Annotated in this window: 12 protein-coding genes; all 12 read left to right on the forward strand. The window is 59.5% G+C overall.

Going from position 1 to position 13,323, the window contains the following annotated elements:
• The first annotated feature begins 31 nt into the window (after positions 1-31).
• On the forward strand, positions 32-1,573 hold the full coding sequence (locus A6U86_RS09690; RefSeq protein ID WP_068389783.1) for a sugar ABC transporter ATP-binding protein: 1,542 nt from the start codon (positions 32-34) through the stop codon (positions 1,571-1,573).
• 32 nt (positions 1,574-1,605) lie between these two features.
• Positions 1,606-2,631, forward strand: a complete 1,026-nt coding sequence (locus tag A6U86_RS09695; RefSeq protein WP_068389786.1) for an ABC transporter permease — start codon at positions 1,606-1,608, stop codon at positions 2,629-2,631.
• Positions 2,632-2,806: 175 nt separating this feature from the next.
• Complete coding sequence (locus A6U86_RS09700) at positions 2,807-3,877, forward strand: dipeptidase (protein WP_068389789.1); 1,071 nt, start codon at positions 2,807-2,809, stop codon at positions 3,875-3,877.
• Between the two features lie 37 nt (positions 3,878-3,914).
• Complete coding sequence (locus tag A6U86_RS09705) at positions 3,915-5,555, forward strand: ABC transporter substrate-binding protein (RefSeq protein ID WP_068389792.1); 1,641 nt, start codon at positions 3,915-3,917, stop codon at positions 5,553-5,555.
• Positions 5,556-5,576: 21 nt separating this feature from the next.
• On the forward strand, positions 5,577-6,644 hold the full coding sequence (locus A6U86_RS09710; protein WP_068389795.1) for an ABC transporter permease: 1,068 nt from the start codon (positions 5,577-5,579) through the stop codon (positions 6,642-6,644).
• Complete coding sequence (locus A6U86_RS09715) at positions 6,641-7,567, forward strand: ABC transporter permease (RefSeq protein ID WP_068389798.1); 927 nt, start codon at positions 6,641-6,643, stop codon at positions 7,565-7,567. The genes A6U86_RS09710 and A6U86_RS09715 overlap by 4 nt, the downstream gene beginning before the upstream one ends.
• A complete protein-coding gene (locus A6U86_RS09720; protein ID WP_068389801.1) occupies positions 7,564-8,397 on the forward strand; it encodes an ABC transporter ATP-binding protein in 834 nt (277 codons plus the stop codon). The genes A6U86_RS09715 and A6U86_RS09720 overlap by 4 nt, the downstream gene beginning before the upstream one ends.
• Complete coding sequence (locus tag A6U86_RS09725; protein ID WP_068390099.1) at positions 8,394-9,143, forward strand: ABC transporter ATP-binding protein; 750 nt, start codon at positions 8,394-8,396, stop codon at positions 9,141-9,143. Before A6U86_RS09720 ends, A6U86_RS09725 begins: the two co-directional genes overlap by 4 nt.
• Before the next feature lie 159 nt (positions 9,144-9,302).
• The gene (locus tag A6U86_RS09730; RefSeq protein WP_068390101.1) at positions 9,303-9,491 is read left to right on the forward strand and encodes a hypothetical protein; all 189 of its coding nucleotides are present in this window, start codon (positions 9,303-9,305) and stop codon (positions 9,489-9,491) included.
• A gap of 164 nt (positions 9,492-9,655) precedes the next feature.
• The gene (locus tag A6U86_RS35585; protein ID WP_174072653.1) at positions 9,656-9,814 is read left to right on the forward strand and encodes a hypothetical protein; all 159 of its coding nucleotides are present in this window, start codon (positions 9,656-9,658) and stop codon (positions 9,812-9,814) included.
• 678 nt (positions 9,815-10,492) lie between these two features.
• On the forward strand, positions 10,493-11,707 hold the full coding sequence (locus tag A6U86_RS09735) for an OpgC family protein (RefSeq protein ID WP_083196776.1): 1,215 nt from the start codon (positions 10,493-10,495) through the stop codon (positions 11,705-11,707).
• 347 nt (positions 11,708-12,054) lie between these two features.
• Positions 12,055-13,146 (forward strand): porin, encoded by a 1,092-nt coding sequence (locus A6U86_RS09740; RefSeq protein ID WP_068389804.1) that lies wholly within the window; start codon positions 12,055-12,057, stop codon positions 13,144-13,146.
• Positions 13,147-13,323 lie beyond the last annotated feature (177 nt).

Genomic DNA, 13,323 nt, shown 5'->3' on the forward strand with positions numbered 1-13,323 from the left:
CCCACAAATCTGATCTGCCCGGGAGGGAAAAATGGTTGTAAGCCCATCGACCATGGCTGCGGTGCGCGCCAGCGGCGCCGTCCCTAATTCGGCCTTTCTGCTGAGCGCAGACGGCATCCGCAAGGAATTTCCAGGCGTTCTGGCCCTCGACGATGTTTCCTTCCATCTGAAGCGCGGCACGGTGCATGCACTGATGGGTGAAAACGGCGCCGGCAAGTCGACGCTGATGAAGATCCTTGCCGGCATCTATATTCCCGACCAGGGCGAGGTGCGCCTCAAAGGCGTCGAAATCCGGCTGAAATCGCCTCTGGACGCGCTGGAAAACGGCATTGCCATGATCCATCAGGAACTGAACCTGATGCCCTTCATGACGGTGGCCGAGAATATCTGGATCCGCCGCGAGCCGAAGAACCGCTTCGGCTTCGTCGATCACACCGAGATGAGCCGCAAGACGGAAGAGCTCTTCAGCCGCCTCAACATTTCCATCGACCCTGAAATCCAGGTGAGCGAGCTTTCGGTCGCCAGCCGGCAGATGGTCGAAATCGCCAAGGCGGTTTCCTACAATTCCGACGTACTCATCATGGACGAGCCGACCTCGGCTCTGACCGAGCGCGAAGTGGCGCATCTGTTCGAAATTATCCGAGGCTTGCGCGAGCAGGGCATCGGCATCGTCTACATCACCCACAAGATGAACGAGCTGTTCGAGATCGCCGACGAATTCTCGGTGTTCCGCGACGGTAAATATATCGGCACCCACGCCTCTACGGACGTCACGCGCGACGACATCATCCGCATGATGGTCGGTCGTGAGATTACGCAGATGTTTCCGAAGGAAGAGGTGCCGATCGGTGATACCGTCCTCTCGGTCAAGGATCTCAGCCTCGACGGCGTCTTCTCGAATATTACCTTCGATGTCAGGGCTGGCGAAATCCTCGGCGTTGCCGGGCTGGTGGGATCGGGCCGGTCGAATGTCGCCGAGACGCTCTTTGGCGTGACGCCTGCTTCGTCCGGCACGATCGAGCTGTTCGGCAAGACGGTCGAGATTTCCTCCCCGGCGGCGGCGATCCGTCACGGCATGGCGTTCCTGACCGAAGACCGCAAGGATACCGGCTGTCTTCTCATCCTCAGCGTGCTCGAAAACATGCAGGTTGCCGTGCTGCACGACAAGTTCGTGCGAGGCGGCTTCGTGCAGGAGGGCGCGATCGAGCAGGTCTGCGAGGAGATGGCCAGGAAGCTGCGCGTCAAGACGCCGAACCTCGACGAGCGCATCGAAAACCTGTCCGGCGGCAATCAGCAGAAGGCGCTGATCGGCCGGTGGCTGCTCACCAATCCCCGCATCCTGATCCTCGACGAACCGACCCGCGGCATCGACGTCGGCGCCAAGGCGGAAATCCATCGCCTGGTCACCGAAATGGCGCGCAACGGCGTCGCCGTCATCATGATCTCCTCGGAAATGCCCGAGGTGCTCGGCATGAGCGACCGCATCATGGTGATGCATGAGGGACGGGTTACCGGATTCCTGGATCGCGCGGACGCAACTCAAGTGAAGGTGATGGAGCTGGCCGCGCAGTGACGCCGCCAACCGTCGCAAGGGAGGACTGAACCATGGTTAGCAAAGCTGCAGAGGCCGCCGCACCGGCATTGACCCGTCCGAGACGCCGCCGCGTTCCGCCGGAACTCGGCATCTTCCTCGTGCTGATCGGCATCGCGCTTCTCTGTGAAGTCTTGGGCTGGATCTTCGTCGGCCAGAGCTTCCTGTTGAATCTGCAGCGCCTGAAGATCATGATCCTGCAGGTCTCCGTCATCGGCATCATCTCCGTCGGCGTGACGCAGGTGATCATTACAGGCGGCATCGATCTATCGTCCGGTTCCGTCGTCGGCCTGACGGCCATGGTCGCCGCCAGTTTCGCCCAGTCTTCGACATGGGCCCGCGCCGTCTATCCGGCACTGACCGACATGCCTTTCTTCGTTCCGATTGGCATCGGTTTGCTGATCGGCCTTCTCGCCGGCTATATCAACGGCCAGCTCATCACCCGGACGAAAATCCCTCCTTTCATTGCCACGCTCGGCATGATGGTCTCGGCGCGCGGCCTGTCGAAGCTCTATACCAAGGGGCAGCCGATCTCGGGGCTCACCGATCAGTTCAATTTCATCGGCTCCGGCATCTGGCCTGTCGTCGTCTTCCTGATCATCGCGGTTATTTTCCATGTGGTGCTGCGTTATACGCGCTACGGCAAGTTCACCTATGCGATCGGCGCCAATGTGCAGGCGGCGCGCGTCTCGGGCATCAATGTCGAGGGACATCTGGTCAAGGTCTATGCAATTGCAGGCCTTCTGGCCGGTCTCGCCGGTATCATCACCGCTGCCCGCGTCCAGACGGCGCAGGCCGGCATGGGCGTCACCTATGAATTGGACGCCATTGCAGCGGCCGTCATCGGCGGCACCTCGCTCACCGGCGGCGTCGGGCGCATCGCCGGCACGGTGATCGGCACGATCATTCTCGGCGTGATGATTTCCGGCTTCACCTTCCTGAATGTGGATGCCTATTACCAGGAAATTGCCAAGGGCGTCATCATCATCGCCGCCGTCGCCATCGACGTCTATCGCCAGAAGAAGCGGGCCAAGCGCTGAGCTGCCTGAAACATCATTGGTAAATTTGAGGCGGGGTTTTGCCCCGCCTTTTGCATTTGATTGCGGCATTGCATGCAAATGCAAATTTTTTTCTTTTGGCTATGGCGAATTCTGTCAGCTTTTCTATTCTGGCCGCTTTCCATTCGCCGCCATGGCGCTTCATCCAGGATAGACGATGCAATCCGTATTCGATGGTCACAATGACGTTCTTCTGAGACTTTGGCATCACGAGCGCGATGGCGCCGATCCGATCGCCGAATTCAGGGACGGGATATCGAGCGGCCATATTGATGCACCCCGCGCCAAGGCGGGCGGTCTCGCCGGCGGTCTCTGTGCCATCTACATTCCATCGGGCGATCTCGTCTTTGCCGATCCGGACAGCAACGGTCACTATGCAACGCCGCTGGCCGCTCCCCTGGAGCGGGCGCCGTCGCTTGATATCGCCCTCGAAATGGCGGCGATCGCACTCAGGCTCGATCGCGCCGGCGCCTGGAAGCTTTGCCGCACCACCGCTGATATCCGCGATTGCATGGAAAAAGGCCTCTTCGCGGCCGTGATGCACATGGAAGGCTGCGAAGCCATCGATGCCGATCTCGTCGCGCTTGAAACCTTCTACGCTGCCGGCCTGCGCTCGCTCGGTCCCGTCTGGAGCCGCAACAATGTCTTCGCTCATGGTGTCCCATTCGCCTATCCGAGCTCTCCCGATACCGGACCCGGATTGACGGATGCGGGTTTTGCACTGGTGCGCGCGTGCAACCAGCTCGGCATCCTCGTCGATCTCGCCCATATCACCGAGAAGGGCTTCTGGGATGTCGCCAGGACATCGGACCAGCCGCTCGTTGCCAGCCATTCCAATGCCCATGCTTTGACGCCGGTTGCGCGCAACCTCACGGACAAGCAGCTGGATGCCATCAAGGAAAGCCGCGGCATCGTCGGCCTCAACTACGCGACGGCCATGCTGCGCGAGGATGCGCGCTCGGATGCCGATACGCCGCTGGAGGCCATGGTGCGCCACGTCGATCATCTTGTTTCGCGTGTCGGCATCGATTGCGTCGGCCTCGGATCGGACTTCGACGGCGCCACCATTCCTGAGGAAATTAGCGATGCAGCAGGTAACCAGAAGCTGATTGCCGCTCTTCGGAACGTTGGCTATGGTGAGGCAGATCTTGCAAAGCTGTGCAGGGAGAACTGGCTTCGCGTCCTGGCGTCCGCCTGGAAGGAAGGCAATTCAACGAGTGCGTCCTGACATTGCTTCGAGTTTTTAAAAGAGGGGAATGACAATAATGATTATCACCAAGATGAATGGCCGTTTTCGCGCGCTTTCCGCCGGCGTGGCCCTGTCGCTTCTGCTGATGGCCGCGCCGAATGCCTATGCCGCAACGCCCAAGGACACGCTGGTCGAGGGCTTTGCCTTCGACGATATTCTGAGCATGGATCCGGCCGAAGCCTATGAGCTCTCCACGGCCGAAATCACCGGCAACACCTATAGCCTGCTCGTCCGTCTCGACATCAACGACACCTCCAAGATCAAGGCCGATATTGCCGAGAGCTGGTCTGTTTCCGACGATCACCTGACCTATACCTTCAAGCTGAAGCCCGGCCTGAAGTTTGCGTCCGGCAACCCGATCACCGCCGAAGACGTCGCATGGTCCTTCGAGCGCGTCGTCAAGCTCGACAAGAGCCCGGCCTTCATCCTCACCCAGTTCGGCCTCACCGGCGACAATGTGACGGAAAAGGCCAAGGCGACAGATCCAAACACCTTCACCTTCACCGTCGACAAGCCCTATGCGCCGAGCTTCGTGCTGAACTGCCTGACGGCAACGGTTGCCGAAGTGGTCGACAAGAAGCTGACGCTGCAGCACGTCAAGCCGGTAACGCCGTCGGCCGACTACAAGTATGACAATGATTTCGGCAATGGCTGGCTGAAGACCGGCTTTGCCGGCTCCGGCCCGCTGAAGCTGCGCGAATGGCGCGCCAACGAAGCCGTCGTGCTTGAGCGCAACGACAATTATTACGGCGAAAAGGCGAAGCTGAACCGCGTCATCTATCGCTTCATGAAGGAGAGCTCGGCGCAGCGCCTGGCGCTCGAGAACGGCGATATCGATATTGCCCGCAACCTGTCGCCGACCGATCTCGAGGCCGTGGAAAAGAACCCGCAGCTAGCTTCGACGAGCGCGCCGAAGGGCACGATCTACTATATGAGCCTCAACCAGAAGAATCCGAACCTTGCCAAGCCGGAAGTGCAGCAGGCGTTCAAATATCTGGTCGACTACGATGCCATCGGCAAGACGCTGATCAAGGGCATCGGCGAGATCCATCAGACCTTCGAACCGAAGGGCATGCTCGGCTCGCTGGATGAAAACCCGTTCAAGCTCGACGTTGCCAAGGCCAAGGAGTTGCTGGCCAAGGCCGGCCTGCCGAATGGATTCTCGATCACCATGGACGTGCGCAGCATCGAGCCGGATACGAGCATCGCAACCGCGATCCAGCAGACGCTCGGTCAGGCCGGCATCAAGGTCGAGATCATCCCCGGCGACGGCAAGCAGAAGCTGACGAAGTATCGCGCTCGTAACCACGATATCTATTTCGGCAACTGGGGCCCGGACTATTGGGATCCCCATTCCAACGCCGATACCTTCACGACTAACGACGACAATTCCGATACCAGCAACAACAAGACGCTGACCTGGCGCAATACCTGGACCTCTCCCGAGCTGGAGAAGGAAGCCAAGGCTGCCCTCTTCGAGAGCGATGCCACCAAGCGCGGCGCCATGTATCAGGAAATCCAGAAGAAGTTCCTGGAGGCGAGCCCCTTCATCATCCTCTATCAGCAGACGGAAGTCGCCGGCTATCGCAAGGATGTGAAGGATTTCAAACTTGGCCCGAGCTTCGACAACAACTTCGTCTGGCCGATTTCGAAGTGATAATCCGGTAGGATTAGTTCTTTGAGCACCGTCGAACGGAAAATGCAGGTGCGGCCCAAGAAGGGCCGTGCCGCTCCTTTTTTCATGGGTCTGCTGCGATTTCTCGTCGTTGCGGTCACGACCTATCTTGGCCTTCTGGCCGTCACCTTCTTCATCGGGCGCGTCATACCGATCGATCCGGCGCTTGCGATCGCCGGCGACCATGCTCCGACGCAAGTCGTGGAGCGTCTGCGCCGCGAGATGCATCTCGACCAGCCGCTTTATCAGCAGTTCTATTATTACCTGCTGAGTGCGCTCAGCGGTGATTTCGGCACGTCGGTGCTGACCACAAATCCCGTCATGGACGACATCAAGCGGGTCTTCCCCGCGACGATGGAGCTTGCGACAGTCGGTACGATCATCGGCGCGTTGTTCGGCGTCCCCTTCGGCGTTCTCGCCGCCGTCAAGCGCAACAGCTTCATCGACCAGATCGTGCGCGTCATCGGCCTAGTCGGCTATTCGCTGCCGGTCTTCTGGCTGGCGATGGTGTCGCTCCTCATCTTCTATGCGAAGCTGAACTGGGTCGCCTATCCCGGTCGTATCGATATCGCCTTCGAATATACCTTCACGCCGGTTACCGGCTTCTTCCTGCTCGACAGCGCCATGCAGGGACAGTGGGACGTCTTTTGGGACGTGTTCCGCCATATCATCCTGCCGGCCTCGCTGCTCGGTTATTTCGCGCTTGCCTATATCAGCCGCATGACGCGCAGCTTCATGCTGAACGAGTTGGGGCAGGAATATATCGTTGCCGGGCGCGCCAAGGGTCTTTCCGAGACGCGGGTGATCTGGGGACATGCCTTGCGCAGTGCCATGGTGCCGCTGATCACGGTGATTGCGCTTTCCTACGCGTCGCTGCTGGAAGGCTCGGTGCTGACGGAGATCGTCTTCTCCTGGCCGGGCATCGGCTTCTACATCACCAGTTCCCTGCGCAATGCCGACATGAACGCCGTGCTCGGCGGCACGATCGTCATCGGCACCGTTTTCATTGCCATCAACCTGATTTCCGATCTGCTCTATCGGACCCTGGATCCAAGGACGCGACGTAAATGACGGCTGAGATCACCCAACCCAGCCTGAGGGATTGGCTGCTATCGGACCGGCCGCAATCGCGCCGGCAGGCAAGACTGGGGCGTGCCTATGTCACCTGGCGGCAATTCTCCGCCAATCGCCTGGCCGTCGTCGGGTTGCTGATCATCATCGCACTGGTGCTGGTGGCCGCACTTGCCGATGTGATCGCACCGCACTCGCCCGTCATCGGCGACCTGACCAACGCCTATTTGAAACCGCCGGGCACGCCGGGCTATCTTCTCGGCACGGACGATCTCGCGCGCGATATCCTGTCCCGCCTGATCTACGGTTCGCGCTGGACGCTCTACATCGTCGTGCTCGTTGCGATCATATCGGCGCCGATCGGGCTGATCATCGGCATGGTTGCCGGCTATCTCGGCGGCTGGACCGATACGATCCTGATGCGCATTACCGACATCTTCCTCGCCTTCCCGAAGCTGGTGCTGGCGCTCGCCTTCGCCGGCGCGCTCGGGGCCGGCATCGAGAATGCCGTCATCGCCATCGCCATTACCTCCTGGCCGCCCTATGCGCGTCTGGCCCGTGCCGAAACGATGACCGTGAGGCGCTCCGACTATATCGCCGCCGTGCAGCTGATGGGCGCCTCGTCGCTGCGCATCATCTTCCGCCACGTCATGCCGCTCTGTATCTCCTCGGTGATCGTCCGTGTCACGCTCGATATGGCGGGCGTGATCCTCACCGCCGCCGGTCTTGGCTTCCTCGGGCTTGGCGCGCAGCCGCCCTTGCCGGAATGGGGCGTCATGATTGCAAGCGGCTTCAAATACTATCTCGATCAATGGTGGGTGGCGGCCATGCCCGGCATCGCGATCCTGATCGTCAGCCTCGGCTTCAACTTGCTCGGCGATGGCCTGCGCGATGCGCTCGATCCCAAGGAGAGTGGCCAATGACAGAGCTGCTGACCGTAGAGAACCTCAGGGTCCGCTACCCCACTCGCACTGGTATCATCGAGGCCGTGCGCGGTGTGTCCTTCACGCTCGGCCGCGAAAGGCTCGGCATCGTCGGCGAAAGCGGCTCGGGCAAATCGCAGACCGGCCGCGCCATCATGGGGCTGACGCCGCCACACGCCCTCATCAGCGCCGACAAGTTGAGTTTCAGCGGCATGGATCTCCTGTCGATTTCCGCCAAAGAGCGCCGGTCGCTGCGCGGCAAGCGCATCGCCATGGTATTGCAGGATCCGAAATATTCGCTCGATCCGGTCATGCCCATCGGCAAGCAGATCACCGAGACGCTGCGCACGCATGAGAAGGTCGGCAGGGGCGAAGCGCGCGACCGTGCCATGGCCATGCTCGAAGCCGTCCAGATCCGCGACCCCGCCCGTGTCTACAACCTGCATCCGCACGAGGTCTCCGGTGGCATGGGCCAGCGCGTGATGATCGCCATGATGCTGATCGCCGGGCCGGAACTGCTGATCGCCGACGAGCCGACATCGGCGCTCGACGTCACCGTGCAGCTCGATGTGCTTGGCATCATGGACAAGCTGGTTTCCGAGCGCGGCATGGGGCTGATCTTCGTGTCGCACGACCTGCGGCTGGTGTCGTCCTTCTGCGATCGGGTGATCGTCATGTATGCAGGCAGGGTCGTGGAGGAAATCAAGGCTTCCGAACTGAACAATGCCCAGCATCCCTATACGCGCGGCCTGCTGAACTGCATGCCCGTGATCGGCGAGAACCGTCATCCGTTGCCGGTTCTCGATCGCAAGCCGGAGTGGGCGGCATGACGGCAACGCTTGCAGTTGATGGCCTCAGCGTCGTCTATGACGGCTACTATGCTCTCGATGCCGTCAGCGTCGAGGTGAACAAGGGTGAATCCTTCGGCCTGGTCGGCGAATCCGGCTCCGGCAAGTCGACGTTGCTGCGCGCCGTCGCGGGCCTTGCGCCCGTCACCGACGGCACGATCCGTGTCGGCGGCGAGCAGCTGAAGGGCGCGCGGCGCAGCAGGACCTTCTATCGCCAGGTGCAGATGGTGTTCCAGGATCCCTACGGGTCGCTGCATCCGCGTCAGACGATCGACCGGCTGCTGCTGGAGCCTCTGTCGATTCATGGTATCGGCGACAGCGAGACACGCATTGCCCGGGCGCTTGATGAAGTGGGGCTTGGGACCGGTTTTCGCTTCCGCTATCCGCACCAGCTCTCTGGCGGACAGCGCCAGCGCGTCGCAATTGCCCGCGCGCTGATCGTCGAACCGTCGATCCTGCTGCTTGACGAGCCGACCTCCGCTCTCGATGCCTCGGTGCAGGCGGAAGTGCTCAACCTGCTCGAACAGGTGCGCAGGGATCGCAATCTGACTTTCGTCATGGTGAGCCACGATCTCGGCGTCGTCACGCATATGTGCGAGCGTCTGGTGGTGATGCGCAACGGTGCGGTCGTCGAGCGGCTGAGTGCTCAGCAATTGGCGGCAGGCGACGTCAGCCAGGACTATACGCGCAATCTGATGATCGCCAGCAAGGGTTTCGTCCGCGCCTGAGCGGACGATATCCAACCCTCGGGCGGCATTAACGAATCGCCCTTGAAACACGACCAATCCTGTAGACTATTGACACCTGCCGCAATTCTGTCATGATCTCGTTAATGGCGGTTAACTTTCGTGATCCCGATTAAGGGTCACACGCAAGTGGAGGCAGGCATGTTTTTCATGGGTGGCATGACCATGGGATATCTTCATCCGCCGGTTCCGGCGAAGCAGGAAGGTGCACGGTCTGCTTCTCATTGCGAAGACAATAGCCGCCGCCAGGCCGGACCTGCCGAAGAGCAGGCCGCCGATACCAGCGCCATCGAGCGCAGCTTGATTTGGGCTCGCCGCATTCTCTGCTGATTTGGCCTTGCCGATCTTTTGAGCCCTTTGCAATCCAGTGGTTTATTTTTTCTCAGGCTGAGTTCTGGACGGAAATTCATCTCTACCTAATTGATAGGAAATGTATGAATATCCGCTTCCGGGCTTAAGCCGGGATAGATAAGAAAAACGAACGGAGGCAACACATGGCGAATTTGGGTATGTCGAATACGCATGTGAATCAGTTCGATGGTTCCAAGCGAGCCGCCAAGACGCGGCACAAGATACAGACAGCGATTAACGTCGTTCTGTTTTCCGCGGCATTTCTGTTCGTTGCCGCCATTGTTTGTGGCATCGTCGTCTGATCAGTGAGCTCTTCCTGGAGAAGGCGGATCTGATAGCCTTCTGCTAATAGACTTCCGTTAAGTCCATTTTCTCACACGACGGATATTGAAAGCGCGGTCGATCGAGTTGTCGATGCCGCGTTTTTCCACATGGACCCCCGCCGTCATTTTCACCCGTGACATCCCCCCTCGTTCAAGCGATAAACTCCGCCGGGCGAAGACGATTCGTCTGAAATGAAACTATGCACGCGATCGTGATCGGGCCGGTATCTATCGTGTAAAGCCCCGTATCGCTGCCGCTGATATTTATAGCGAAGGGAAATTGACCGGCTTTGGCGGTTGAACCTGGCGCTCAGGATCTCGGTAGGCTGGCTGTATCGCGTAGCAATCGAAGGCGTTTTCGGCTTCCGCTTCAAACACAGGTTAGCTTGCGTCAAGCCGGCGCTGCTTTGGAACTGGGATGACTTTACGGCAGACATCAATCTGCAATCTATCGAGCGGAAATCGCCGTATTTCTGTCTCAAAAGCGCCCGATGCGATGGGATACTCGGTCACCGTAATGACAGGGCGGTCGCCCATCCCGAAGAGGGCCATCCGATCGAACAGTCGCGTTTTTGCACTGTTTCACGTCGAAGATCGGGGCCAAAGGGGGAACTCTTTGGCCTTGATTGCATTTGATAGTTGGAACAGGAGAGTTTCATGAACTCAAGGGCGGATATCGGCCTGACACCGGCACAACCAATCAATGTGCCGAAGCCAGTGGCGACGCGGGACACACGACTGGATGTCCTGAGAGCCTTGGCTTTGATCATGATCTTCATCAATCACGTTCCCGGGCAGATCTTCGAGTCGATAACCTCGAAGAATTTCGGATTTTCCGATGGAGCCGAAGCCTTCGTGCTGATCTCTGGCATTTCCGTGGGTCTCGCCTATGGAACGAGGTTTTCTCCCGGTAACCGGTTGGCGATGATGTGGAAGGCGGTGAAACGCGCCTTCACGCTCTATACCGCGCATATGATCACCACCTTCGTGACGCTGATCCTGTTCATTTCCGGCGCCTGGATATTCCACCAGAAGGGCCTCCTTACGGAAGTGAATATCTTAGCACTGCTGATGGATCCGGCGCGCGGCATTCCGGCCCTGCTGACGCTTGGTCACCAGATCGGCTACAACAACATCCTGCCGATGTATGCCGCCCTGTTTCTGATGTTGCCGCTGATCATGCTGCTGGAAGCGAAAAGCCGCCTGCTGCTGCTTGCCGTTTCGGCCGGCGTCTGGCTTGTGTCGGGCATTTACTACATCGCGCCGCATACGACGCTGCTCGACGGTTTCTGGTTCCTCAATCCGCTGTCCTGGCAATTCCTGTTCGTCATCGGCTTTACGGCTACGATGCATGTGAAGCGCGGCGGGCGGGTGCCTGTTCATCCGCTGCTGATCGCGCTCGCCTCCGCCTATGTGCTCCTGTCCTTCATCTGGGTGACCGACAAGCTCTGGATACTCGGCGACTATCTGGCGACGCTTGGCCTGCCGACCGTGGTCACCGGCTTCGACAAGACGTTCCTGTCGCTGCCGCGCTTGCTGCATGTGCTGGCGCTCGCCTATCTGATCGTCAGCGTTCCCTCGATTTCGCGGTTCCTGCGCCGGTCCGCCAATCATCCGCTGACCATCCTCGGGCGGCATTCGCTGAGCATCTTCGTCGCCGGTACGATCCTCGCCATGGCGGGCCAGGTCCTCCTTTACGTGACCCATTCGAACCCGGTCGTCGGCGCTATTTATGTCGTCATCGGTATCCTCGCGCAGTTCCTCTACGCCTATCATCTTGAGCACAAGCGGCTCCAGGCAGGCGTTCAGCGGACAGAGAAGGCACCGGCGCGGGCGATTGCCATGCCTGTCCACATCGGCAAGCGCCGCTGAGTGATCAATCGAGCCGCACTTCTGGCGTGCGGCTCAATCATCTGATTTCCCTTCCTAATTCTATTGTGACATTTTCGCGAAGGAAGTGTGACGTGATTTTTCTGCAACGCAAAATCATACGCGTGCGATGCGGTAAAAATTAGAGTGCCCAAAATCTTGTTGTGCAAAATTTAATTGTTATATCGTCGATGTGACGGCGCTCGGGGAGCGTCGCCATCGCGTCGCCGGCGTTTCCGAAAGGAGGCGCCGTGCATTCGTGGGGATTATCAAAATCGGGAATGGGGTAGGGATCGTCGAATTTTCGGCGCGATAACTCATGCCCAATCTATTTTGGATTGGAGTAATCTATGAATATCAGAAGTCTTCTTCTCGGTTCGGCCGCCGCTCTGGCAGCTGCATCGGGGGCGCAGGCGGCTGACGCCATTGTGGCTGCCGAGCCGGAACCGCTTCAGTATGTTCGCATTTGCGACGCCTATGGCGCGGGCTACTTCTTTATTCCTGGCACTGAAACCTGCCTGAAAGTCGGCGGTCGCGTTCGCACCGAAGGCGAATGGCACGATGCCTACAATGCCCGCAGCAAGGTCGGCACGCTGTGGCACACGCGCGCGGAGCTGGCCGTCGATACCGCGACGGACACCGAATATGGTCCGCTCAAGACCAATACGGTCATCCGCTGGGATTGGAACGATGGCAACACCACGAGCACCAAGCTGCTCTGGGCCAATATCAGCCTCGGCGGCTTCCTCGTCGGCAAGGCGGACTCGCAGTACAACTACTACATGGGCTATGCCGGCAACGTCATCAACGACGACGTCATCTATGACGGCCCGAAGGAACTCAACCAGCTCACCTACAAATATGATGCCGGCAACGGCTTCACGGCTGTGATCTCGCTGGAAGATTCCAACTCGGCGAGCGACACCTCCTCCTATGGCGGCGCATGGCAGACCGGCAAGGGCAACCATTATGCTCCCGACGTCGTTCTCGGCGCCGGCTACAAGACGGGTGCATGGACCCTGCGCGTCATCGGCGGCTATGACAGTGTCGTCGAGGAAGGTGCGATCAAGGCTCGCGTCGATGCCGATTTCGGCGCCTTCAAGGCCTTCCTCATGGGTGGCTGGAATACCAACGGCGACAAGCTGAACAAGTATGCCGGCTCCTATCTCAACAGCAACCGTTCCGCCTGCCCGACCAATGGCGCGGATTGCGGCTGGGGTGATTGGGCCTTCTGGACGGGCGCCAGCTATGAGCTGAATCCGAAACTGCAGGCCAACGCTCAGGTGGCCTACACCGACTCGAAGATCTTCGCCGCCACGGCCAACGTTGCCTGGCGTCCGGTCAAGGATCTGCTGGTCGAGCCAGAAGTCTCCTACACCAATTGGGATGCCGCCGACCGCGACCAGTGGGCCGGCGTACTCCGCTTCGAGCGCAAGTTCTGATCCGATCTCGGTTGGGTGCCGATGTTAACTCCTGGTAGTGCCCAACCGAATTGACCTCCGATCAGAAAAGCGGAAAGGCCCGGTTTTCCCGCCGGGCCTTTCTTTGTTTTGGGGCCGGCTGCGTTTTCCTGGCTCATTCTTTCCGGGTATTGCCCCTCACCCTAAGCCTGAGGGGAC

Origin of the sequence: Rhizobium sp. AC27/96 (genome assembly GCF_001692325.1) — a bacterium.
Classification (GTDB): Bacteria; Pseudomonadota; Alphaproteobacteria; order Rhizobiales; family Rhizobiaceae; genus Rhizobium.